The organism is Halomonas sp. DP8Y7-3, from assembly GCF_019801675.1.
Taxonomy (GTDB): Bacteria; Pseudomonadota; Gammaproteobacteria; order Pseudomonadales; family Halomonadaceae; genus Halomonas; species Halomonas litopenaei_A.
Map to the genome: position 1 here is coordinate 1 of NZ_JAHVIO010000010.1, position 23,325 is coordinate 23,325.

General features: G+C 61.9%; 23 protein-coding genes, 3 tRNA genes and 1 rRNA gene. 15 read left to right on the forward strand and 12 right to left on the reverse strand.

The features are described from left to right. A 5S ribosomal RNA gene (gene rrf, locus KUV86_RS12630) occupies positions 1 to 114 on the forward strand; the annotation flags it as partial. 1,232 nt (positions 115 to 1,346) lie between these two features. Here rrf and KUV86_RS12635 read toward each other — a convergent pair. The 3 genes from KUV86_RS12635 to hisC are packed head-to-tail and all read right to left on the reverse strand — an operon-like array spanning position 1,347 to position 3,870. Then, positions 1,347 to 2,327: a 2-hydroxyacid dehydrogenase gene (locus KUV86_RS12635; RefSeq protein ID WP_261316050.1), complete on the reverse strand. Its 981-nt coding sequence runs from the start codon at positions 2,325 to 2,327 to the stop codon at positions 1,347 to 1,349. 37 nt (positions 2,328 to 2,364) lie between these two features. Continuing rightward, positions 2,365 to 2,769: a VOC family protein gene (locus KUV86_RS12640; protein ID WP_206940775.1), complete on the reverse strand. Its 405-nt coding sequence runs from the start codon at positions 2,767 to 2,769 to the stop codon at positions 2,365 to 2,367. Between the two features lie 45 nt (positions 2,770 to 2,814). Then, entirely contained in the window at positions 2,815 to 3,870 is a 1,056-nt protein-coding gene (gene hisC, locus KUV86_RS12645; RefSeq protein WP_222163900.1) for a histidinol-phosphate transaminase, read from the reverse strand. Positions 3,871 to 3,999: 129 nt separating this feature from the next. On the opposite strand from hisC, the gene KUV86_RS12650 reads away from it, so the two are divergent. From KUV86_RS12650 to mnmH, 5 genes are all read left to right on the forward strand, one after another. Next, positions 4,000 to 4,896, forward strand: a complete 897-nt coding sequence (locus KUV86_RS12650) for an AEC family transporter (RefSeq protein ID WP_206940771.1) — start codon at positions 4,000 to 4,002, stop codon at positions 4,894 to 4,896. Positions 4,897 to 4,997: 101 nt separating this feature from the next. After that, positions 4,998 to 5,453, forward strand: coding sequence for a copper resistance protein NlpE N-terminal domain-containing protein (locus tag KUV86_RS12655; RefSeq protein WP_206940769.1), 456 nt, complete (start codon positions 4,998 to 5,000; stop codon positions 5,451 to 5,453). Positions 5,454 to 5,668: 215 nt separating this feature from the next. Further along, the gene (radA, locus tag KUV86_RS12660) at positions 5,669 to 7,045 is read left to right on the forward strand and encodes a DNA repair protein RadA (RefSeq protein WP_206940767.1); all 1,377 of its coding nucleotides are present in this window, start codon (positions 5,669 to 5,671) and stop codon (positions 7,043 to 7,045) included. Between the two features lie 213 nt (positions 7,046 to 7,258). Continuing rightward, a complete protein-coding gene (gene selD, locus KUV86_RS12665) occupies positions 7,259 to 8,296 on the forward strand; it encodes a selenide, water dikinase SelD (protein WP_222485058.1) in 1,038 nt (345 codons plus the stop codon). After that, entirely contained in the window at positions 8,293 to 9,393 is a 1,101-nt protein-coding gene (gene mnmH, locus KUV86_RS12670) for a tRNA 2-selenouridine(34) synthase MnmH (protein WP_222485060.1), read from the forward strand. The genes selD and mnmH overlap by 4 nt, the downstream gene beginning before the upstream one ends. A 7-nt stretch (positions 9,394 to 9,400) precedes the next feature. Here the strand turns inward: mnmH and KUV86_RS12675 are convergent, their stop codons facing one another. After that, on the reverse strand, positions 9,401 to 10,090 hold the full coding sequence (locus KUV86_RS12675) for a type 1 glutamine amidotransferase (RefSeq protein WP_222485062.1): 690 nt from the start codon (positions 10,088 to 10,090) through the stop codon (positions 9,401 to 9,403). 70 nt (positions 10,091 to 10,160) lie between these two features. Between KUV86_RS12675 and KUV86_RS12680 the strand changes: the two genes are divergently transcribed. Further along, the gene (locus tag KUV86_RS12680) at positions 10,161 to 10,454 is read left to right on the forward strand and encodes an MGMT family protein (RefSeq protein ID WP_206940759.1); all 294 of its coding nucleotides are present in this window, start codon (positions 10,161 to 10,163) and stop codon (positions 10,452 to 10,454) included. A gap of 137 nt (positions 10,455 to 10,591) precedes the next feature. Next, a complete protein-coding gene (locus tag KUV86_RS12685) occupies positions 10,592 to 11,176 on the forward strand; it encodes a YjaG family protein (protein WP_222485064.1) in 585 nt (194 codons plus the stop codon). 178 nt (positions 11,177 to 11,354) lie between these two features. On the opposite strand, the gene hisF is transcribed toward KUV86_RS12685, so the two are convergent. The 4 genes from hisF to hisB form a co-directional block, all read right to left on the reverse strand. After that, positions 11,355 to 12,128, reverse strand: a complete 774-nt coding sequence (gene hisF / locus KUV86_RS12690; RefSeq protein ID WP_222163904.1) for an imidazole glycerol phosphate synthase subunit HisF — start codon at positions 12,126 to 12,128, stop codon at positions 11,355 to 11,357. A 9-nt stretch (positions 12,129 to 12,137) separates the two neighbouring features. Further along, complete coding sequence (gene hisA / locus KUV86_RS12695; RefSeq protein ID WP_222485066.1) at positions 12,138 to 12,878, reverse strand: 1-(5-phosphoribosyl)-5-[(5-phosphoribosylamino)methylideneamino]imidazole-4-carboxamide isomerase; 741 nt, start codon at positions 12,876 to 12,878, stop codon at positions 12,138 to 12,140. A gap of 143 nt (positions 12,879 to 13,021) precedes the next feature. Next, complete coding sequence (gene hisH, locus KUV86_RS12700; protein ID WP_222485068.1) at positions 13,022 to 13,663, reverse strand: imidazole glycerol phosphate synthase subunit HisH; 642 nt, start codon at positions 13,661 to 13,663, stop codon at positions 13,022 to 13,024. A gap of 92 nt (positions 13,664 to 13,755) precedes the next feature. Next, positions 13,756 to 14,349 (reverse strand): imidazoleglycerol-phosphate dehydratase HisB, encoded by a 594-nt coding sequence (gene hisB / locus KUV86_RS12705; protein ID WP_222485070.1) that lies wholly within the window; start codon positions 14,347 to 14,349, stop codon positions 13,756 to 13,758. Between the two features lie 171 nt (positions 14,350 to 14,520). Here hisB and KUV86_RS12710 point away from each other — a divergent pair, with 171 nt between their 5' ends. From KUV86_RS12710 to KUV86_RS12740, 7 genes are all read left to right on the forward strand, one after another. Beyond that, positions 14,521 to 14,970 carry an acetyl-CoA sensor PanZ family protein gene (locus KUV86_RS12710; protein WP_222485072.1) on the forward strand — a complete coding sequence of 150 codons (450 nt, stop codon included), beginning with the start codon at positions 14,521 to 14,523 and terminating at the stop codon, positions 14,968 to 14,970. Beyond that, entirely contained in the window at positions 14,967 to 17,315 is a 2,349-nt protein-coding gene (locus tag KUV86_RS12715) for an AsmA family protein (protein WP_222485074.1), read from the forward strand. The genes KUV86_RS12710 and KUV86_RS12715 overlap by 4 nt, the downstream gene beginning before the upstream one ends. 90 nt (positions 17,316 to 17,405) lie before the next feature. Beyond that, on the forward strand, positions 17,406 to 18,557 hold the full coding sequence (gene mutY, locus KUV86_RS12720; protein WP_206940744.1) for an A/G-specific adenine glycosylase: 1,152 nt from the start codon (positions 17,406 to 17,408) through the stop codon (positions 18,555 to 18,557). Positions 18,558 to 18,650: 93 nt separating this feature from the next. Then, entirely contained in the window at positions 18,651 to 18,923 is a 273-nt protein-coding gene (locus tag KUV86_RS12725; RefSeq protein ID WP_206940742.1) for an oxidative damage protection protein, read from the forward strand. Between the two features lie 95 nt (positions 18,924 to 19,018). Continuing rightward, positions 19,019 to 19,094: transfer RNA gene (locus KUV86_RS12730), tRNA-Phe, on the forward strand. Positions 19,095 to 19,101: 7 nt separating this feature from the next. After that, a tRNA-Gln gene (locus KUV86_RS12735) sits at positions 19,102 to 19,176 on the forward strand. A 73-nt stretch (positions 19,177 to 19,249) separates the two neighbouring features. Next, positions 19,250 to 19,325 (forward strand) — tRNA-Thr (locus KUV86_RS12740). A gap of 286 nt (positions 19,326 to 19,611) precedes the next feature. Here KUV86_RS12740 and KUV86_RS12745 read toward each other — a convergent pair. From KUV86_RS12745 to KUV86_RS12760, 4 genes are all read right to left on the reverse strand, one after another. Next, positions 19,612 to 20,592, reverse strand: coding sequence for an MDR family oxidoreductase (locus KUV86_RS12745; RefSeq protein ID WP_222485076.1), 981 nt, complete (start codon positions 20,590 to 20,592; stop codon positions 19,612 to 19,614). Positions 20,593 to 20,685: 93 nt separating this feature from the next. Further along, the gene (locus KUV86_RS12750) at positions 20,686 to 21,342 is read right to left on the reverse strand and encodes a TetR/AcrR family transcriptional regulator (protein ID WP_222485078.1); all 657 of its coding nucleotides are present in this window, start codon (positions 21,340 to 21,342) and stop codon (positions 20,686 to 20,688) included. Between the two features lie 202 nt (positions 21,343 to 21,544). Next, positions 21,545 to 23,020 carry a sodium:solute symporter gene (locus tag KUV86_RS12755; protein WP_242520714.1) on the reverse strand — a complete coding sequence of 492 codons (1,476 nt, stop codon included), beginning with the start codon at positions 23,018 to 23,020 and terminating at the stop codon, positions 21,545 to 21,547. Further along, positions 23,013 to 23,237, reverse strand: coding sequence for a DUF3311 domain-containing protein (locus KUV86_RS12760; protein WP_224852136.1), 225 nt, complete (start codon positions 23,235 to 23,237; stop codon positions 23,013 to 23,015). The genes KUV86_RS12755 and KUV86_RS12760 overlap by 8 nt, the downstream gene beginning before the upstream one ends. Between the last annotated feature and the right edge of the window lie 88 nt (positions 23,238 to 23,325).

Sequence of the window (23,325 nt, forward strand, 5' to 3'; positions counted from 1 at the left end):
TGACGACCATAGCGAGTGGGAACCACCTGATCCCTTGCCGAACTCAGAAGTGAAACCGCTCAGCGCCGATGGTAGTGTGGGGTCTCCCCATGCGAGAGTAGGTCATCGTCAGGCATTTACATAAGCAAAAACCCCCGACTCCGAAGGAGTTGGGGGTTTTTGTTTATGTCTGACCGATGACCCTTCCTCGCATGCGAGAGTAGGGTGAGAGCCGCTTGGACAATGCAACGCATTGTCAGGCTCGAACGGGCGAGGGATGTAAAGCCGCTTGCGGCGCCCCGAGCCCAGGCTCAAGGCCACGAAGTGGCCGCAGAGGCGTCAGGCATTTATTTAGAAGAACCCCGATTATCGAGAGATAGTCGGGGTTTTTCGCATGCATGGGGAGACCCGCTCTTTATTTGTGGGGCCGCACTGCGTGCGGTCCGGCCACTCGCAGGCTCGTGGCGTTCGCCACCCCTTGCAGCTTCGCTGCAAAAGCCAGGGTGGCTCACCCCCATGCGACTCCCCTGTAGGGAACAGGGGAGAACCGCCGCAGGCGGGCCCTGAGGAACGAAGGGCGAGTCTCAGGGATGAGGCGAGTAGAGACATTGATATCTAAGCGTCATCGTCAGGCATTTATTCAGAAGAACCCCGATTATCCAGAGATGGTCGGGGTTTCTTAATTTAAAAAGCCGCATGCATGGGCTCTTGATACGTTCAGCCGCTTTTTATGTGTGGGGCCACGCCGAATGTCCGGCCTAGCTCTCCTCAGGGGCAGGCTCGTGGCGTTCGCCACCCCTTGCAGCTTCGCTGCAAAAGCCAGGGTGGCTCACCCCCATGCGACTCCCCTGTAGGGAACAGGGGAGAACCGCCGCAGGCGGGCCCTGAGGAACGAAGGGCGAGTCTCAGGGATGAGGCGAGTAGAGACATTGATATCTAAGCGTCATCGTCAGGCATTTATTCAGAAGAACCCCGATTATCCAGAGATGGTCGGGGTTTCTTAATTTAAAAAGCCGCATGCATGGGCTCTTGATACGTTCAGCCGCTCTTTATTTGTGGGGTCGCGCCGATAACCCCCTCGGCGTGGTCCAGCCTGGCTCTTCTCAGGAGCGGGCTCGTGGCGTTCGCCACCCCTTGCAGCTTCGCTGCAGCCCTTGTAAAGAGCTCCAGGGTGACTCACCCCCATGCGACTCCCCTGTAGGGAACAGGGGAGAACCGCCGCAGGCGGGCCCTGAGGAATGAAGGGCGAGTCTCAGGGAGGAGGCGAGTAGAAACATGGATATCTAAGCGTCATCGTCAGGCATGTATCCAAAAGAAGCCCGGTCATCGAGAGATGACCGGGCTTCTTTATTATCAGGCAGACCGCGCTATAGGCGATAACGTTCTGGCACCAGCTGGCCTCTCTCGAAGGCGTTCAGGCTTTCCATGGTCGTGGAAGCAATCTCGGCAAGGGCTTCCTGGGTGAAAAAACCTTGGTGCCCGGTAACGACGACATTCGGGAAGCTGATCAGCCGGGCAAAGATATCGTCCAGTGGTATATCGTCGCTATGATCCTCAAAGAACATACCCGCCTCTTGCTCGTAGACGTCGAGCCCCAGGTAACCAAGCTTGCGCGTCTTCAAGGCATCGATACAGGCACGGCTATCGATCAGGGCACCGCGACTGGTGTTGATCAACATGACGCCGTCCTTCATGGCGGCGAACGCCGCCGCATCGATCAGGTGATGCGTCTCTGGCAACAAGGGGCAATGCAGGGAAACGATATCGCTCTCCTTCAGCAGTTGCTCCAGTGCCACTCGTTCGATGCCAGGGGGTACTGGATGTGCATCTGTCACCAACACACGGCAGCCGAAGCCTCTCAGGATGCGATCCAGTGCCTGACCGATCTGGCCGTAGCCGACGATGCCGACTGTCTTGCCCGACAGGTTGAAGCCGAGCAGGCCATTGAGGTCGAAGTTATCTTCCCTGACTCGATTGTAGGCCTTGTGAATCTTTCGGCTTAGCGAAAGCATCAGTGCCACACAGTGCTCTGCTACCGCTTCAGGACTGTAGGCGGGGACGCGACACACCTGAATATTGAGACGTTTCGCTGCCTCGAGGTCGATGTTGTTGAAGCCTGCACAGCGCAACGCCACAAGCCGAACGCCAACCACGGCGAGACGCTCCAGCACCGTGCGGCTCAGGTCATCATTGACGAACACGCAAACAGCGTCGAGTCCCTGGCAGAGGGTGACCGTGCGAGCGCTGAGGCGCTGCTCGAAGTGAACGAGCTCGACGGATGATGAAGGTGAGTCAGGAAAGAACGGTCGCTCGTAAGGCTGTGAACTGAAGAAACCTACCTTGATCATGCAGCGTCTACTCCCAGCGTTGGGTCATGAGTGTCGGTCAGGCGGTGGTCTCATAAAGCTCTATCGGTGTGCCGTCCGGGTCGCTCAGAAAGGTGAAGCGTGCGCCTGTAAACTCGTCGACTCTTACCGGTTCGGGAGTGGCCCCCCGTTCTTTCAGGATCTCAACGCAGGTATCCAGGTCATCCGTCGCAAAGGCTATGTGCCTCAGGCCACAGGCTTCAGGGTAACTTGGACGGGCCGGGGGAGAGGGAAAGGAGAAAAGCTCGAGTTGAATGTTGCCAGGCAACAGAAGATCCAGCTTGTAGCTATCGCGGTCACTGCGATATGCCTCATTCAAGACGTGTGCGTCGAGTACCTCGATATAGAAACGCTTGGCACATTCATAGTGGGCAGTGATCAGTGCCACATGGTGAAGACGACTCAAGGGTAGACGAGCGGTCATGGACAACCTCGGAACGGTGGGCGCCGTGACGGCGCCCTGTTCAACTCAGCGGCACAGAATTTCCAGCACTTCGACCAGGGAGTCCATCTCATCGTCGGTGCCGATGGAAATGCGCAGGTAATGGCGAAGGGCTTCGGTATTGAAGTGACGCACCAGCACGCCGCGCTCACGCAGGCCCAGAAAGAGCTGCGCTGCATCGTGCTCCGGGTGTGTGGCGAGGACAAAGTTGGTCTGTGAAGGCAGCACCTCGAAACCAAGCTGCGCCAGGCGCTGACGGGTGCGTTCCCGCGTGGTGATGACGGCTTGCCGAGTGGCTTCGAAATAGTCGGTATCTTCCAGTGCGGCGATCCCGACCGCGCTTGCCAGCGCGTCGACCGGATAGGAATTGAAGGAGTCCTTCACGCGAATCAGGCCTTCGATCAGTTCCGGGGAACCGACGGCATAGCCAAGCCTCAGTCCCGCGAGGCTGCGCGACTTGGAGAAGGTGCCTGTTACCAGCAAGTTGGGGTAGCGCTCCACGAGGGGCACCGCACTTTCTCCACCAAAGTCGACGTAGGCCTCGTCCACCAGCACGACCCGGTCCGTCACCTTCTCGAGCAAGGCGGCAATGGCCTCACGTCCGTGGCCATGTCCGGTGGGAGCGTTGGGGTTGGCGAAAATGACGCCACCGCTATCGCTGGCCAGCGCGTCCAGGTCAACGCTCCAGTCATCGTTCAAGGGAAAGGTGCGGCTGTCGATGCCGTACATGCGGCAATAGACAGGGTAAAAACTGTAGGAAATGTCCGGCATGGCCAGTGGCCGCTCTTGCCGGAAAAACGCCTGGAAGGCCAGCGCCAGTACTTCATCTGAACCATTGCCGGCGAACACGTGGTCAGCCGTAGTACCGAGCGCATGGGCCAGGGAGTCCCGCAAGGCACTCGAGGTAGGATCCGGGTAGCGTCTCAAGTGGTCTGGCGAAAACTCACGCAGCACACGCTCCACCCCAGGTGCGGGAGGGTAGGGATTCTCATTGGTGTTGAGCTTGATCAGCTTCTCGCGGGGCTGCTCACCCGGTACGTAGGGGGTTAGCTCCCTGACGCTTGGACTCCACAACTTGCTCATGGTCTCTCGCTTGGCAGAGGTAGAAGGCGTGTTTACCACTTTGGTCATGGTGACCGCTGCCACCGCCCTGCGCAAGTCGCCGGCATGATACGCTGCGTCTGCTGAGCCATTCGCCGCCTAAGGGATTCCATGACTGCCCAGATCCTTGCCACCTTGCTGCCGGTCTTTTTGATATCTGGCGCCGGGACCCTCTATGGGCGCCTGCGTTCCCCCGATATTCGTAGCCTCAACACCCTTAACATGGAGCTTTTCGTTCCCATGCTGGTGTTTGTGGTGCTGGCGGATCGAAAGGCGCCGCTGGAAGAGTATGCGTGGCTGGCTCTGGCGGGCGCCATCATTGTGGTGGGGTCTGGCTTGCTAGTCTGGCCTATCGTCAAGTGGCTGAAGCTCGACGCCAAGACGGTCGTGCCCCCGATGATGTTCAACAACTCGGGCAACATGGGCATTCCTCTGCTGATTCTGGCATTTGGCGAGGAGGCGCTGCCGGCCGCGGTGGTGTTGTTTATCGTCGAGATGGTGCTGCATTTTTCCCTGGGGCTGAAGATGCTCAGCCCGCATACGCCGCTCTGGCGTCTGATGAGAATGCCCATCGTGCTGGCCAGCCTGGCCGGGCTTGCGGTCAACCTGTCTGGCTTGGCGCTGCCAAGCTGGTTGCTGGAAGCCATGCACATGCTGGGCGGCGTCTGTATTCCGCTGCTGCTGTTCGCCTTGGGTGTGCGTATGCTGGATATCGACTTTGGAGACTGGAAAATCGGGCTGTTGGGCGCGCTGCTGTGCCCACTGTCAGGACTTGTGCTGGCATGGCCATTGATCGCACTGTTCGAGCTGGAAGGACTCAAGGCAGCGTCACTGTGGGTCTTTGCAGCACTACCGCCGGCGGTGCTCAATTATCTGGTGGCCGAGCAGTACCGCCAGCAGCCACATACCGTGGCGTCGCTGGTGCTGATCGGCAATCTGGGTAGCCTGATCGTCATGCCGATCGTACTGGGACTGATCTTTGCCCATGTGATGCCCCCAGTGTCCTAAGTGCAGGACAACACAGGGCTGTGCGCAGGGAAGCAGGGAGGTTATGCTGTCGTCAGGCTGCCGATTCGTCGGTTCCATGCTCAATGGTTAGGAGGACTTATATGCAACTCAGGACTTTGCTGGCGGGATCCGCCATGCTCGCCCTTTTGGCCGGCTGTGCGAGTGGCCCCAGCGATGACACTGCCGGTGGTGAAGCCATCCAGGCAACGTCTGCGACCTATCAGGGTACCCTGCCGTGCCGCAACTGCGACGGCATCGCCCTGACTGTCACCATGGACGGTGAAGAGCAAGGTGCTCCGGCACAGCGCACCTTCGATCTGACCGCTGCCTACCAGAACCACCCCCAGAATCCGCCGAACGAGAACTACTCCGGCAACTGGGATGTGTTGACCGGTACCGCAGACAACCCGGAAGCCACCGTTTACGAACTGGTGCCTAACGGAGAAGGTCAGACCTACTACTTCATGCGTGTCAATCCGCAGACGCTGGAGCTGATCGATCCGCAGCGTCGTCGTTTCCAGAACAATGACATGCTGCAGCTGACTCGCCAGCAGTAAGCGCGACGGCCAGTGACAAAAGGGCAGCCTTTGGCTGCCCTTTTGCGTGGTACGGTGCGGTAAAGCCAGCGCTGTCGCTTGAGAGTCGCCCTTGCGCTGATCATCTAGGCGGCGTCGCAAGCATCGCTCAGCCACCCTCGGCTCCCCATGACGACCTGTTTGGCAGGCCGTTGACCGTTGACGGCGAGCCCGCCAGAGAATGAGAGAGAACGTCTATGGCCAAGGCCAAGAGCGCCTTTGTATGCACTGAGTGCGGTGCCGAGTATCGCAAGTGGCAGGGCCAATGCTCCGCGTGTCAGGAGTGGAACACCCTGAGCGAGGTGCGCTTGTCGTCACCGGCCCGCAGCGGAACAAGCGCTGGTACAAGTGGCCGAGGCGGATATAGCGGTAGCCTGTCGACGGAGGTGATCGATCTTGCCAACGTCGACCTGTCTGAAGTGCCCAGGCTGTCGTCCACCTTTGCCGAATTTGACCGGGTGCTGGGTGGCGGTCTGGTGCCCGGATCGGCCGTGCTGTTGGGCGGACACCCGGGGGCCGGCAAGTCGACGCTGCTACTGCAGACCGCCTGCAAGTTGGCCCAGCAGCGCAGCGTGCTGTATGTGACCGGCGAGGAATCGCTATCTCAGGTCGCCATGCGCGCCCACCGGCTGCAGCTGCCAACCCAAGGGCTCAAGATGCTGGCGGAGACCAGTATCGAGACCATTCTGGCGGTGGCAGAGCGTGAGCGTCCTGAGGTACTGGTGATCGACTCTATCCAGACCATGCACCTTGAGGACATTTCGTCCGCGCCTGGTGGCGTTGCCCAGGTGCGTGAGTCCGCGGCGGCGCTCACGCGTTTTGCCAAGCAGTCGAACACGGTGCTGCTGCTGGTAGGGCACGTCACCAAGGATGGCACCCTGGCCGGGCCGAAGGTGCTTGAGCACATGATCGATGCCTCACTGTTGCTCGAAGGTGGCGCTGACTCGCGCTTTCGTACCTTGCGCGGCCAGAAGAACCGCTTTGGCGCGGTCAACGAGCTGGGCGTCTTTGCGATGCTGGAACATGGCATGAAAGAGGTGAAGAACCCCAGCGCCATCTTTCTGTCGCGTCAGCAGGAGCAGGCGGCGGGCAGTCTGGTCATGGTGGTATGGGAGGGTACCCGGCCCATCCTGGTGGAAGTACAGGCCTTGCTGGACGAGTCGGCACTGGGCAACCCGCGCCGCGTTGCGGTCGGGCTCGACGCCAATCGCCTGTCGATGCTGCTGGCGGTGCTGCACCGTCACGGCGGCCTGTTCACCGGGGATCAGGACGTGTTCCTCAATGTGGTCGGAGGCGTCAAGGTACTGGAAACCAGCGCCGACCTGGCCGTCCTGCTGGCGGTGGTGTCCAGCCTGCAAGGGCGCGCGCTACCGCGGGAGCTGGTGGTGTTCGGCGAGGTGGGGCTGTCTGGGGAGATTCGTCCGGTGCCAAGTGGCCAGGAACGCATTGTCGAAGCTGCCAAGCATGGTTTTACCCGCGCCATCGTGCCGCGAGGAAACGCGCCCAAGACCTCTCCCCAGGGCATGGAAGTGGTGCCCGTGGACAAGCTATCCGACGCGCTGGAAGTGCTGTAGCCCGGCGGCTTGCACGAAAGACAGCTCGAATACATCGCGCAGGGTTGCCTAGGCGCCGCACCAGCACGTTCCCGCAGCGCCGCAAGGCAGGCCTTGAACCCGTGGCAGGCTTCCTCGTGGCGCAGATGACATGTCAGGGGCCAGCCACACGCCGGGCCGCGTTGTGCGGTTCGGCTGGTGTAGAATGGGCCTATCACTGCCAAGGAGGTTTACATGAGCGCCATCCGCTTGACCCAATACAGTCACGGTGCAGGCTGTGGCTGCAAGATCGCCCCTGACGTGCTCGATGGCATCCTGGCCAAGGCAGGCCCGGGGGCGAGTCACTCGCAGATGATCGTGGGCAATCAGGGGCGTGAGGATGCCGCTGTCTTCGACCTGGGGGATGGGCGCGGCATGATCAGTACCACCGACTTCTTCATGCCGATTGTCGATGACCCCTTCGATTTCGGGCGTATCGCCGCCACCAATGCCATTAGTGACGTTTACGCCATGGGCGGCGACCCAGTGATGGCCCTGGGCATCCTGGGCTGGCCGCTGGACAAGCTTGGGCCGGATATTGCCGGTGATGTCGTGGCGGGCGCTCAAGCCGTGTGTCGGGAGCTGGGCCTGGCCCTTGCCGGAGGGCATTCCATTGATGCGCCTGAGCCCATCTTTGGCCTCTCCGTCAACGGGCTGGTAGATCTCAAGCACCTCAAGCTCAACAAGGGAGCCAAGCCGGGGGACCTGCTGTTTCTGACCAAGCCACTGGGGGTTGGCATGCTGACCACCGCTGAGAAACAGGGCCTGTTGCAAAGCGGTCATCATGGCCTGGCGCGCGAGACCATGCTGGTCAGCAACAAGATTGGGGCGTCGCTGGCGCGTATCGAGGGCGTCAATGCGATGACGGATGTCACCGGCTTCGGCTTGGCAGGCCATCTCTCTGAGGTATGCGCGGCCAGTAGCGTAGCGGCTCGCATTGATTTCCGGCGGCTGCCTCGTCTGGCCGAGGCCGAAGCTTATCGCCGCCAAGGGGCCGTGCCCGGCGGCACCCGCCGCAACCGCGAAGCCCTGGGCGCCAGCTTGCCAGCGATGGACGAGGCACACTGGCAATGGTTGTGCGATCCGCAGACCTCCGGTGGCCTGTTGATCTCCGTACACCCCTCCTGGGAAGACGACGTGGAGCGCGTGGGTCGCGAGTTCGGCATCGAACTGGCCCCCTTCGGTGAGGTGGTCGAGGCCCGTGGCGACGCCTTGATCGAGGTGCGCGGATGACACTGCCGCTGGTACCGGCAGATCTCGGACTGCTGGTCGAGGGAAGAACCTTGATCGACGTGCGGGCGCCGGTCGAGTTTGCCCAGGGTAGCCTGCCTGGCGCGGTCAACCTGCCGTTGATGAATAACGACGAGCGCCACCGGGTCGGAATTGCCTACAAGGAATCTGGTCAGGATGCGGCCATCGCGTTGGGTGAGCGCCTGGTGTCCGGCGAGGTCAAGCAAGCCCGCATCGATGCCTGGCGGAACCAGGTGGCGTCCACGCCGGACGCCATCATCTATTGCTTTCGCGGTGGGCTTCGCTCCCAGATCGCGCAGCGCTGGCTGATGGAGTCAGGGATTGAGCGCCCGCGCATCGAAGGCGGTTGGAAGGCCATGCGCCAGGGACTGTGCGCGCGTATCGACGAGGCCGGCAGGCAACCGATGCTGGTCGTGGGCGGGCTGACCGGATGTGCCAAGACCGCCATCGTCCAGGCGCTGGACAATGGGCTGGACCTGGAAGGGTGTGCCCGCCACAAGGGCTCTGCGTTTGGCCGGCATCCCTTGATCGCACCCAGTCAGATCGACTTCGAACATGACATGGGGCGGCGCCTTCTCTCGTTGCACGGCCCTATGGTGCTGGAAGATGAGTCGCGCCACATCGGTGCCGCCAACATACCCTTGGCGTTCTGGCGAGGCATGGAAGTGGCGCCGCGGATCCGGGTGGAGATGCCCCTGGACTGGCGGCTGAATCAGATCCACAAGGACTATATCGACGACCTGTGGACGGTTTACCGCCAGCAGTTCGGCGAAGTGCTGGGCTGGAAACTGATGCGCAAGCAGCTGTCTTCGGCCCTCGGGCGGCTCAAGAAACGCCTGGGAAGCGCCCGCCTGGCCAGGCTCGAGCGCTTGCAGGCGCTGGCGTTTCGCGAGCACCAAGCCGGCAATCGCCAGGCCCATGAGGCCTGGCTGGCGCCCCTGCTGACCGAGTACTACGATCCGATGTACCGCTACCAGCTTGAAAAGCACGGGGAGCGAGAGTTCCTGCACGTTGGCGATTGGGACAGTTGCCTCGACTTCGCCCGCCACTGGAGCCAGCAGCGGGCAGCGGCAAGCTGAAGGTGCTTCAACCGACCGGCGCGCTGCGCAACCACTGACTGAGCAGGCGATCCAGCAGCGGTGCCAGCGTATCGAGCCGCTGGGTGGCGTCCACGATATCCTGGCCTGAGGGTGACGCGAGAGTTGGCTCAGCCCCTTCCGGCGGTGGAATCTGGGACAGCAGCGCCTGCAGGCTCTCGCTATGGTGATGCAGATGGCAGGCGAGTCCTACGACGCGGCCCGCGTCCCAGGAAAATCCCAGCACGGGGCTCGACGCCGTGCCGCCTAGGGGCAAGGCATCGTCGGGTAGGCCAAAGACTTGGCGGTGCCATAGCAGAGCGGAAAAATCGTCGGGTAGGTCGAAGGGGCTGTCATCGGCGAGGTGAACGACGTGCCAGCCGATCTCGGCACGGGTGCCCCGGCCCACCGGCGCGCCCAGTGCCGCAGCGATGCGGCGGGCCCCGCTACCCAGGCCAAGCAAGGGTTTCTGGCCGTCCAGCGCCTGGTCGATCAGCTTGCGTTCAGCCTTGAGCCATGGCGCAGAGGTCCGTTCCTCCAGGTCATCGAGAATGATCAGGGCATCGCAATCGCCGGGGCGTGGGACCAGTTCACCGTCGTAGAGATGGAAGATGGTGAAGCTGTGTCCCATGCTGGTCAGCCAGTCGCCGATGCGTGCGGGGCCCAGGTGTGGATGGTGCTGCAGCAGATGAAGGTGCATGGGGCCTCGCTCCAGTGCCGGGCCGAATCCTTCGGCCCTCGATGAAAATGCAACCAGAACCAAAGGTTACATGAATCCGAACGTTCGAGAACAGATCCTCACGATCATCAGTGAGATTCCCCCTGGTCGGGTGACCAGTTACGGTCGGATTGCTGCCATGACCGATGGCGCGACCGCCCGCATGGTGGCGAGGGCGCTGCGCGACCTGCCTTCCGGGCATGGCTTGCCCTGGTTCAGGGTCGTCACCGCGTCGCGTAAGCTGGCAGACCATGGGGGCGCAGACGAGCAACGCAATCGATTGATGGACGAAGGGGTGGCGTTTGATGCCCGCGGACGCATTGCCCAGGATCGGTTCTGGCCATAGCCTGGAGCCGTAAGCCCCAGCAGTGACGTTCAGCCGTGAGCCCCAGCGATAAATCAGCGTCAACATTCCCAGGCCATGACGTCGAGACGCGACGTCAGCCGTCGAACTCTCGAGATAGTGGCCATACAGGAGCCGTCATGGCGAAACCAGGATTTCACCAGCGCTTGCAAGCGCTGTCCCTCCGACAGCAGCAGGGCTTCATGGCCGCGCTGACCGAGCGCATGTTGCCCAACTATGCGCTCTATGCCGATACCAGTGGCCACGGAGATATTTCCGGCATGCGCGTGATTCTGGACCTGGTCTGGGAGCAGCTGACCGTCAAGGACGCGCGGATCGACTTCGACCGTCAGGCCGAAAAGCTGGCGGAGCTTGAACCGCCGGCGGATGACGACAGCTTTGGTGCGCGGCGTGCACTGGATGCCGTGGTGGCACTGTCGGCGATACTCGACACCATGCGGGGTGACGCTCCGGACGCCGTGCTTGAGGTGAGCCGGGTGTCGCGCGCCGCGGTGCGTGGGTTTATCGAGCTGACGGAAGGCGAAGATGATGCCGAGCGCTTGGCGCAGATGGTCAAGACGCATCCGCTGATGGAAGACGAAAACGATTTTCAGGATGCAGCGTTGGAGGAGGCCGAGGCAGAGCCCTCCAAGAAACAGATGAAAGTATTGAAGAAGCTGGGCCGCAATGGCGGTGTCAGCAATCTCGGGCTGACGCTGGACTGAGCCTGTCGGCGGTCCAGGCAGGCCGCCTTTTGCTTATCGCCCCCGCCAGGGACTACCTGACGGGGGCGACATGCTTAGGGCACCTTGTAGCACTTATCTTGCCGTGCCCCTTAGAGGCTATCTCGCGGGCCGGCTGTTCAGGCAGGCCACGCCAGGCCTGTACCGGGCGAGGATGCACCTAGAGGCGCATGGTGATGCCTCTGTCGGCCATGTAGCGCTTTGCCTCAGGGATGGTGTACTCGGCAAAGTGGAAGATACTGGCGGCGAGCACAGCGTCGGCATGACCTTCGCTGACGCCCTCGACCAGGTGATCCAGATTGCCGACGCCGCCGGAAGCGATGACCGGCACGGCCACGGCGTCGCTGATCGCGCGGGTCACGCCCAGGTCGAAGCCAGCCTTGGTGCCATCCCGGTCCATGCTGGTAAGCAGCAGTTCACCGGCGCCGTACTCCACCATCTTCTTTGCCCACTCGACCGCATCCAGACCTGTCGGCCGGCGACCGCCGTGGGTGAAGATCTCCCAACGGGCGGGTTCGCCGTCGGCGCTGACCCGCTTGGCATCGATGGCCACGACGATGCACTGGCTGCCGAAGCGCTCTGCGGCTTCCCTCACGAAGTCGGGATTGGTCACCGCCGCAGTATTGATCGAGACCTTGTCGGCACCGGCGTTGAGCATGGTGCGGATATCGTCACAGGTGCGAATGCCACCACCCACGGTAAGCGGGATAAAGACTTCGCCAGCGATGCGCTCGACCATGTCGACGGTGGTATCGCGATCCTCGTGGCTGGCGGTGATGTCGAGGAAGGTGATCTCGTCGGCGCCCTGCTGGTTGTAGCGCTGGGCCACTTCCACCGGGTCGCCGGCGTCACGAATGCCGACAAAGTTGACGCCCTTGACCACGCGTCCGGCATCAACGTCGAGACACGGAATGATGCGCTTGGAAAGTGCCATGGAGCCTCCTCAGACCTGGGTCAGTTCGTCGCACAGGCGCTGGCCTTCAGCCACATCCAGACTGCCTTCGTAGATGGCGCGGCCGGTAATGGCACCAAGGATACCTGGCTCGCCTGCCGCGATCAGGGCACGCAGGTCATCCAGGTTGGTGACACCGCCCGAGGCGATGACCGGGATACCACCATCTCGCGCCAGGGCGGCGGTGGCTTCCACGTTGACGCCATTCATCATGCCGTCGCGCGCAATATCGGTGTACACAATGCTGGAGACGCCGTCGTCGGCAAAGCGCTTGGCCAGGTCCACGGCCAGCACTTCCGATACCTCAGCCCAGCCATCGGTCGCCACGCGTCCATCATGGGCGTCGAGGCCGACGATGATGTGGCCAGGGAAGGCGCGGCACATCTGCGTGACGAAGTCCGGTTCCTTGACAGCCTTGGTGCCGATGATGACCTGGGAAACGCCGGCGGTCAGATAATGCTCGATGGTCTCCGCACTGCGGATACCCCCACCGATCTGGATAGGCAGGTCGGGATAGCGCCGCGCAATGGCGGTGACGGCTTCGCCGTTGACCGGACGTCCCTCGAAGGCGCCATTGAGATCGACCAGATGCAGACGGCGCGCGCCAGCCTCGACCCAACGGGCGGCCATGGCGACCGGATCGTCACCGTAGGTGGTGGCCTCATCCATGCGGCCTTGCTTGAGACGGACGCACTGCCCATTCTTGAGATCGATGGCGGGAATTACCAGCATGTTGTGTCCTCGGGGGGGTGCCTAAAGTGTGCCTAGAGTGTGCCTGTAGAGCTGCGTGAGACGATAATCAGGGAAACGCGTGCCGCCATGCCACCACAAACGCTGTGGGCGGGGTGGCTGGGCGGTGTCGAATCGCGACCCGGTCAGGGCGTCCATTGCACAAAGTTCTCGAGCAGCCTCAGGCCGTCACGAGCGCTCTTTTCGGGATGGAATTGCACCGCAAAGGTCGCGTCACGGCCGACGGCCACGTGCGCGCTGACGTTGCCGTACTCCGTGGTGCCGAATACCTGCTCGTCCTGCTCTGCGGCGACATAGTAGCTATGCACGAAGTAAAAGTGTGCGCCGGGCTCGATACCGTTCCACAGCGGGTGGGCGTTAGGCTGCTGGATCAGGTTCCATCCCATGTGCGGCACCTTGAGGCGAGCCCCTTGGGTGTCCTGCATGTCCAGCGGGAACTTGCGGACCTGACCGGACAGAAAGCCCAGGCAGTCGACGCCACCATTCTCGTCGCTGTGGTCCATCAGCATCTGCTGGCCCACACAGATACCCAGCAGAGGCTTCGACTGGTTAGCCAACAGCTCCCGTACCAGTCCGCTCAGCTCGGTCCGTTCAAGCTCTCCCATGCAGTCGCGGATGGCGCCTTGGCCTGGCAGTACGACGCGAGTCGCCCCCTGGATCGAGCGGGCATCGCGGGTCACCAGCACATTTTCGTGGGTGACGTGTTCCAGTGCCTTGGCGACAGAATGGAGATTGCCCATCCCGTAGTCGATGACGGCAATGGTCATGAAGCGCTCCTTGATGGTTGGCCCCGAGGCGCCTCCGTCGGAGATCACCTCAGATGTTGTGATTCTGGCGGAGTTGGCCGCAGGCGACCGAGTTACAGGCTACCCTTGGTAGAAGGCATCTTGCCCGCCATGCGAGGGTCTTCGGTAGCGGCCATGCGCAACGCTCTACCAAACGCCTTGAAGATGGTCTCGGCCTGGTGATGGGCATTGAAGCCTTTCAGGTTGTCGATGTGCAGGGTGACCTGGGCATGGTTGACGAAGCCCTGGAAGAATTCCCAGAACAGCTGGGTGTCGAAGCGACCAATGGTGGCGCGGGTGAAGTCGACATTCATGAACAGGCCTGAGCGGCCGGAGAAGTCGATGACCACGCGAGACAGGGCTTCATCCAGCGGCACATAAGCGTGGCCGTAACGGTAGATACCGCGCTTGTCGCCGATGGCCTTGGCGAATGCCTGTCCCAGTGTGATGCCAAGATCCTCGACGGTATGGTGGTCGTCGATGTGCAGGTCACCGGTGACGTCGATGTCCAGGTCGACCATGCCGTGGCGAGCCACCTGGTCGAGCATGTGGTCGAGGAAGGGAACGCCGCTTTCACCCTTGAGGTTGCCTTCGCCATCCAGGTTGAGGGTGACGCTGATCTGGGTTTCCTTGGTGTCACGGCTGACCGTGGCAATACGCTCGGACATGTCGTCTCCTGCGCTCGCGCGCATGTCGAATATGAGGCCTTGATTCAGGGCGGGCCGCTCGCGGTGCGAGGCGCACAAGGCTGCCATTATAGTGAATCCGCGCCCCCATCCGCTACAATGCCACCATTCCAGTGGCGGCTTGCGCCGCCCTCCGGCCAAGGGAGACAGCTTATGCCGGTGACTCTCTATCGCGTCGACCGGGATGTCTGGGACGCCGATGAACAGGTGAGGATCGACCTGACTCGAATTTATGCCGATGCGCCAGAAGACCGCATCCAGCTACCCCCGGGGACTTACGTTACCGGTCAGCTTGAGCGAGGCTTCTTCTGGACGGCTCGTTTCAATGACCGGCTGCTGGGGGCAGTGGCCGTCAGCCAAGGCGATGACCGCTGGCATATGCGTGACCTGTGTGTCCGCAAGACGACGCGTCGGCGCGGCGTGGGCTCGCGATTGCTGGCTTTGATCAGCGCAGCCGCCAACCAAGAAGGCATGAAACTCAGCGTGGCGGCATCCCAATTGACGCTGGCCGACCAGATGCTGCTCAAGCGCCTGGGGTATCAACTGACGCGTAGCGGTGATGATTTTCAACTCGACCTGCCCACGGGAGAAAGCGGCACATGAAACGTCTTGTAAGAACCCTTCTGGCGGTCGTCGGCGTCCTTGCGCTGGTGACGGTGGGAGCGGTGGTTTACGTCACCACCTTCTTCAATCCGGAAGACATGAAGCCGCGGCTGGTGGCGGTGGTGCAGGAGCATACCGGGCTGGATCTGTCGCTCGAAGGCCCGCTGGAGTGGTCCTTCTATCCACGTATCGGCGTCAGTGTGGCTCAGGCAGAGGCGCGCCTGGCCGACCAGCCTGATGATGCGCCGGCCTTCGCCGCATTTTCTCGGGCATCGGTCAGCCTGGCGTTTACCCCTTTGCTGCGTGGCGAAATCGCCATCGATGGTCTGACGCTGGATGGCCTGACGCTGAACCTTGAACGTGATGCCGAAGGCACGGGCAACTGGGAAGCATTGCTTGAGCGTCTGGAAGACAAGGGACAGGACGCCGAAAAGGCGCTCGCCCCGGCCAGCGCGGGTCCCAATCCCAGCGATGATGGAGGGTTGTCCGTTGCCCTGAACATCGCCAGTGTCGAAGTCACCAATGGTCAGCTGTCCCTGGTGGATCAGCTGGCGCAGCGTGAATGGCAGGCCGACAAACTCACCATCAATGGCAGCAACGTCAATCCTGATACCGCCTTCCCCCTCAGTTCGACCTTCCAGCTGCGCGTCTACGACCTGGTTGACGGCCAGCACAATGAAGAGGGTGACGCCATCGCCAGTCTGCAGAGTGACGTCTCGCTCGACGCTGACGTCAACCTGGGTCTGGCCGACAGTCGCCATGTGCTGACCGATCTTACCCTGGAGACCAGCACGCTGGTGGAAGGAGCAGCGGAACCCCAGGAAGCCACCCTGAGCAGTGAGGAGCTGGTGCTCAACCTGAGCGAACAGCGCGTTCACATGGCACCTAGCCAGCTCGATGCCAGCCTGCTGACTCCCTCCTTGGGGGAAAAGCGTGTCGCGCTGGCGCTGGCCTTTCAGCTCGAATCTGATCTCGCTGCAGGGACGGCGCAAGTCAGGGACATTGCCCTGACCGGGCCTGACAGTCTATCGATCAAGGGCAATCTCAACGTGACTGGCCTGAATGACGCTCCGCGCTATGACGGTCAGGTCCGTCTCGCGCCGCTGTCGCTGCATCCCTGGCTGGCCCGGATGGGCGCCATGCCGCGCATGACCAGTGACGAGGCACTCACCGAAGTCGCCTTGACCAGTCCGGTGGAAGGCACCCTGGAAGGTCTATCCCTTAGCGGACTGACGCTGGTGCTGGATGACAACACCTACTCAGGCAGTCTGTCAGCCGACTTTGACGGGTCACGCCTTGAGGCCGATCTGGATGGCGATCGACTGAACGCCGACAACTACCTGCCACCACCGCAGCAGGACACGGCGGCTAGCGGCCTGCCGGGCATCAGCGCTGCGCTGGCGCAGGAGGAAGCGCCTGCCATACTGCCCGCCAGCTTCCTGGCGCAGTTGGACGAGCGCATCTCCCTGTCGTTGGGTCAGCTTGTGCTTGGTGGACAGCAATATCAGGACGTTACCCTGGAAATGGAAGGGGAGGGCGGCGTTCATCGGCTCACCGAGTTTGCGGCAGGCTTTCATGAGGGCCGCCTGAAGGCGACCGGGTCGCTGGATGCCAGCGGCGACACCCTTGCCTGGCAGCTGGCGCCGGTCATCGAGAGCGTGCGTCTGGAATCGTTGTTGACCTCGCTCGGCCAGCAGCCGGCGCCGGTCAGTGGCTCTCTGGTCGCCAGCGGTGAGCTGACCACCCGGGGGAATGCGCGCCATGAGCTGACTCGCCACCTCAACGGCACGCTGGATACGCGGATCAACGATGGCAGCATTCCACGCGCCAATGTGTCGCGTCAGCTGTGTACCGCGGTGGCCCGTCTCGAAGGTGAGCAGACCACTCGTGAATGGAGTGAAAACACCCGCTTCGACAACATCAGCGCGCGCTTTGTCATTCGTGATGGCGTCGCCCACAACGATGACCTGCTGATTACCCTGCCGGGCATCGAAGTCGCGGGTGGCGGACGCCTGGACCTCGGCGCGCAAACCTTTGACGCCGACGGCGCGGCACGTTTCGTGGACACCGCTGATGCCGCCTGCAGCGTGAATCGGCGCCTCGAGAAGGTGCCCTTTCCGGTGCACTGTGAAGGCTCACTGGAAGGCGACAGCAGCCAATGGTGCCGCTTTGACATGGCGGCATTCCAGAGCAACCTGGGCAACCTGGTCGCTGACGAAGCCAAGGCTCGCCTGAATGAAGAAGTCGAGGATCGGGTGGGCAAGGAGCTCGAGCGACTCGACGAGCGTATCGGTGAAAAAGCTGGCCAGGAACTTCGTGACGCAGTCCGTGGTCTATTTAATTGAGCATCAAGCAAGCCAGTCTCTGCGCCGACCACCGTGTCGGCGCTTTTTTTCGTGTGTATCCTGGTTTGTGATCACTAACTATCTGGTTTTATGAAATATTATACAGAAGCCCCCGGGCGCCCCGATGATCGACAGCAGCATCAGGAAGCCGCGGCGGCGCAACCCGTGCTGACCGGAACGGCCTTTGCTGAACGCCTGCTGGCATGGTTTGACCGGCATGGACGGCATGATCTGCCATGGCAGGAGAATCGCACGGCATATTCCGTGTGGGTCTCGGAAATCATGCTGCAGCAGACCCAGGTGGCCACTGTTATTCCCTATTTCGAGCGCTTCATGCAGCGGTTTCCTGATGTGCAGTCGTTGGCAGAGGCCTCTCAGGATGAGGTGCTCCACCTGTGGACCGGGCTTGGATATTACGCACGAGGCCGGAATCTGCATAAAGCTGCCAGAGAGGTGGTGGAGCAGCATGGCGGAGAGTTTCCCGTCGACAGCGTCGACGCCATGGCAGCACTGCCCGGCATAGGACGATCGACGGCTGGCGCGGTCATTGCCCAGAGCACAGGACGGCGTGCGGTCATTCTGGACGGAAACGTCAAACGCGTGCTGACCCGCCTGCATGCGGTGGAAGGATGGCCTGGTCGACCTGCCGTGGAACGGCAGCTGTGGACGCTGGCCGACCACTACACACCAACCGAGCGGGTGGTGGACTTTACCCAGGGCATGATGGACCTGGGCGCGACGCTGTGTCGTCGCGGCCAGCCTGAGTGTGAGCGCTGCCCCTTCAACGATGTCTGTGTGGCGCGAGCGCGCAACGAGCAAAAGCGTTTCCCCGAGTCCAAGCCGAAGAAGCGTGTTCCGCTGCGTCAGACCCGAATGCTGGTGTTGCGTGACCGGCGTGGTCGTATTCTGTTGGAACAGCGACCTTCCCAGGGGCTGTGGGGCGGGCTGTGGAGCTTGCCGCAGTTCGACAGCGATGACGAGATCGATACATGGCTCGCCCTGCAGATGGGGCATGCACAAAGGCAGGCGCCGTGGCAGAGCTTTGTGCATGTATTTAGCCACTTCCGGCTCGAGATCACGCCTGTACCAGCGCAAGTAGAGGCGGCGGATCAGGTCGCCGAGGGGCGCATGTGGTATGACCCGGAGGCGCCGGAGTCAGTTGGACTGGCGGCGCCAGTGAAAAAGCTGCTGGAAACGCTGGCGCCCTTTACTCTGCGCCCACCAGGGCCGGAGAGGGCTTAAGCGAGGCCGGCCTGGGCTGCTATGCTCGGGCCAGCTAGCGACCGCTTCATCTATTTGGCGCTTCAGCAGACGCTGCACCCACAGGAGAGAGTCATGAGTCAGACCGTATTCTGCCGCAAGTATCAGAAAGAACTCGACGCCCTGCCGTTTCCGCCCTTGCCGGGCAAGAAGGGCCAGGAGATCCAGGCCAGTATTTCGCGTCAGGCCTGGGAGGAGTGGCAGGCGCTGCAGACCCGCCTGATCAACGAGAAGCACCTCAACATGATGGAGCCCAGCAGCCGCGAGTACCTGATGGAGCAGATGGAACGCTTCTTCGACAATCAGGAAACCGACCGCGCAGAGGGCTACGTCCCGCGTGATATCTAGGCTTCAGCCTGCTTCGGTCGTGGTCGCCATCATTTTGAAAGAAAAGGGGTTGACGGAAAACGGAGGAATTGGTTTAATACGTCGCGTTGGCAAGGGGCCAGATAGCTCAGTTGGTAGAGCAGGGGATTGAAAATCCCCGTGTCGGCGGTTCGATTCCGTCTCTGGCCACCAACTCTGCTGGGGTATCGCCAAGTGGTAAGGCACCGGTTTTTGGTATCGGCATGCGCAGGTTCGAATCCTGCTACCCCAGCCACGCCAACCCCGTTTCGGGTGAAGCGCTGAAAGGCGAATCATCAGAGCAGCAAGCGACCGTTAGGTCGACCCGAGCCGGCATAGCTCAGTTGGTAGAGCAACTGACTTGTAATCAGTAGGTCCCGGGTTCGACTCCTGGTGCCGGCACCATCTAAAAGATGGTTGGAAATCAAAAGCTTGTTGCAACATCAAAACCGCCCCTCGAGGCGGTTTTTTTGTGTCTCAAAGAAATCCGACCCTCTATCTCCGGTTAACCTTGAGCGCGTTGTCGTGTAGCTCCCACAACGTGGCGACTGCTGCGGGTAGCGCGATTGGTAAGTGCACTGGGAGGCCGCTTATCGACCCTGCATACCCGTCGCTGACGCCACCGGCATGCAGGGTGCTGTGACCCGTCCACTGCGCACATTCAGTGCCGTGTCAGTGGGTGGTGAGGGCGTCAGCGGGTGGCGACCACGACTCTGCCTTTGATCTGGCCGTCGATCAGCCGTTCTGCCGCGTCAACCGCCTGTGACAGGGGGATTTCGGTGGCGATCTGCTCCAGACTTTCATTGGAGAGCAGTTCGGCGAGACGCTGCCAGGCGGCCATGCGTATCTCCTTGGGCTGCATCACGCTGTCGATGCCCGCCAGGGTGACGCCGCGCAGAATGAAGGGCATGACCGTACCAGGCAGGTCCATGCCCTGGGCCAGGCCGCAGCAGGTGACGGTGCCGCCATAGCGTGTGGAGGCCACAACATTGCTCAGGGTGTGACTGCCAACGCTATCGATGGCGCCCGCCCAGCGCTCCTTCTGCAAGGGCTTGCCTGGTTGCGTGAGCTCCTGGCGATCGATAATCGTGCGGGCCCCGAGGGACTTGAGGTATTCCGCCTCATTGACCTTGCCGGTGGCGGCGACCACCTGGTAGCCCAGCTTGGCCAGCAGAGACACCGCAAAACTGCCGACGCCACCGCTGGCGCCCGTCACCAGGACCTCGCCCTGGTCGGGGGTGACGCCATGACGCTCCAACGCCATGACCGACAACATGGCGGTGTAACCCGCGGTGCCGATCGCCATCGCACTCTTGGTCGAGAAGGCCGTGGGTAGTGGAATCAGCCAGTCACCGTTCAGACGAGCCTTCTCCGCCAGCCCGCCCCAGTGAGTTTCGCCGACTCCCCAGCCGTTCAGCACTACCTGGTCCCCCACCGCAAACTCCCCATGGGAGGATGATGTCACCGTGCCGGCCAGGTCGATCCCCGGCACCATGGGAAAGCTGCGCACGACCGGGCCCTTGCCGGTAATGGCCAGGCCGTCCTTGTAGTTCAGCGTGCTGTAGTCCACCGCGACAGTAACATCGCCTTCAGGCAGGTCCTGTTCGTGGATGGATTCGATGGCAACCTGCTGGTGGTCGTCTTCCTTGCGGATCACGATGGCCTTGAACATGGCTGGCTCCTTTTTAGACTGACTGTCTATGAAATGTCGCGGGAAGGTCCCGCAGGATGCATGGCAGCGGCTTCAGGATGCCGCTCATTAGCGTCAGGGTGCTGGCGAAGTGGTCTGCAGCCCGGCGAGGAAGTGTGACGTGAAGACGTCGATGGGGCGTGGGCCGCGCTCGAGTCTTGCGCGCATGATGGCGCCCTCCCACCCAATCCAGAAGGCTTCGGCGAGCAGCATGCCGTCGCTGTCGCCGGCGATATCACCGCGTTGGCGGGCCTCCTCCAGGCACGCGGCAAGGCGCTGCTGCCAGTCTGCCAGGGTCTCGATCAGCCACTCGCGATAGTGGCTGGGCAGCCCGGCCGCCTCCTGGCCGAGGTTGCCGACCAGACAGCCGCGACGATACCCATGGCGCGCCATGCCGGCCTTGGCGTCCTCGGCAAAGGCCCGCAGTCGGGCAAGGGGCGGCTGGGAAGTATCCTCCAGGTGGCGCTCGAGCTTGCCCGCAAAGTAGCTGGCATAGCGCTCCATGACCGCCTGGCCGAAGGCTTCCTTGCTGGCGAAATAGTGGTAGAAGGACCCCTTCGGCACGCCGGCGCGCTTGAGTATTCCCTCCAGGCCAGCGCCCAGGTAGCCATGTTCTGTCAGCGTCTCGAGGCCGCTGGCGATCAGGGCGGCCCGGGCATCGCCTTCCTGGGTACCGATGCGGTAATCGGTCTTGGGTGGACGCCCTCGGCGCTTGGTGTTTGCGTGAGTCATGGAGGGATTTTAGACCAGACGTCTATAAAATCAATTGCCACCAAGGTCGAGACCTCCCTGATGGCATGTCTGACGTCGGCAGGCGATGCAGGTCGACAGCGTTGGATACGGCGGGCGCGCTTTGTGGGGGGGACAACATACGAATGGCCAGCGCCTGGAGGGGACGCTGGCCGTGGGGATATCGCCTATGTCAGGCGTTGGTTCAGGCCTGGGCTGACAGGCTCTCCACGGGGGCACGAGACTCGCTGGATTTACGCATCAAGCTGATGACCACGAAGATGGCCGAGTTGATGACCAACCCACAGAATCCCGGATGCCAGCCGAATGGCGCGTCCACGCCAAATTGCAGCAGCAGGGTGATCACTGCGCCGACACTGAGCCCGATAAAGGCCGCTGTCTGGGACGCACGCCGCCAGAAAAGAGCCCCCAGCAGCATCGGCAGTAGCTGCACAATGATGCCGTAGGCGCCAAGCAGCAGGCTCACCAGTGAGCCAGGATTGGCCAGCGCCAGGAGATAGGCCAGCAGTGAGATCACGATGACGCCATAGCGGGTCATCGACAGCGCCTGTTGCTCGGGCAGGGCGCGCATGCGTGGTGCGAACTGGACGACGTCTCTGACCAGAATGGTGGCGGAGGTATGCGCCAGGTTGGCCGCCGTGGACATGGCGGCGGCCAGCGCGCCGGACAGCGCCAGTCCGATGACCCAGGCCGGCAGGTCAGCCAGCTCCACGACGATGGTCAACAGCACCTGGTCTGGGGATTCCAGCGGCGTATCCGCCAGCAGCACGATACCGGCAAAGCCAATGATCAGCAGCGGCACCAGCAGATAGCTGTAAAGCGGATACAGCACGAACACCCGCTTGAGCGTCCTGACGTCCCGCGCGCTGTAAAACTTCATGAAGATGTGTGGCCACATCACGCAGCCCAGCGCGCTGACCAGTACAGCGGTCGAGAAGGCACCCCAGCCCATTCCGGTAGCGCCCGGCATGGTCAGGTACTCCGGTGCCTGATCCTTGATCTGCTGGAACATCTCGCCGACGCCGCCGAAGAACTGCTCGGCTGTCGTCAGTCCGAGGGCCCAGGCGATGACGACCATCATCAAGCCCTGCATCAGGTTGGTCCAGCCGATGCCCTGAAGGCCGCTGGCGTAGACATAGGCGGCCACCACCCCGCATGCCAGCAGGCTGCCGAGCCAGAAGGGGATGGTGCCCGAGGTCGCGGCCTCGAACAGCAGGCCAGCACCGGCGATTTGAATCGTCAGATAGGGAATCATCGCCAGCACACTGACCACACCAATGACCAGTCCCAGCAGGTTTTTCGGCGTGGGATAGCAGGCAGACAGGAACTCGGCCTGAGTCAGGAACCCGTGGCGCCGACCCAGTCGAGATATGTGCGGTGCAATCAGCCACCAGACAATGACCGCCAGGGTCAGGTAGGCGATGATATAGAACGCCGGAGCGCCCTTGCTGTAGGCCCAGCCGGGAGCGCCGAGAAAGGCAAAGGCAGAGAAGATCTCTGCGCCGAGGATGAAGAACAGCACCAGTAGGCCCATATGGCGGCCGCCCGCCACATATCCTTCCAGCGATGAGGTCTGACCGCGACGAGCGCGCAGGCCGACCAGCAGGACCACCACCAGGTAGCCCACCGTCATCGCGGTGATCAGCATCGAATCACTCATGATCCACCTCCTTCTCGGCGTCCTTGCGATAGGCGATCACCAGGCCGACGAAGAGTGCGAAGACCCAGGCGACGTACCAGAACATGAAGAAGGGCATACCCAGGATGATGGGGTCGATGCGATTGGCGATAAGAGCCCCTGGCCAGACCATGGCCAGGGTGCAAAGCACGAAGTAGAGCAGCAGGCCTTTCGACGGCATGCCAGTGGAGTGTTTCATGAGAGACCTCTTGTTGTGGATTGTGGTCGTGAAAGCTTTTGCCAGCTGATATCCCTGCGGGCGTCAGCTGTGATCGGCCAGCTGTGAC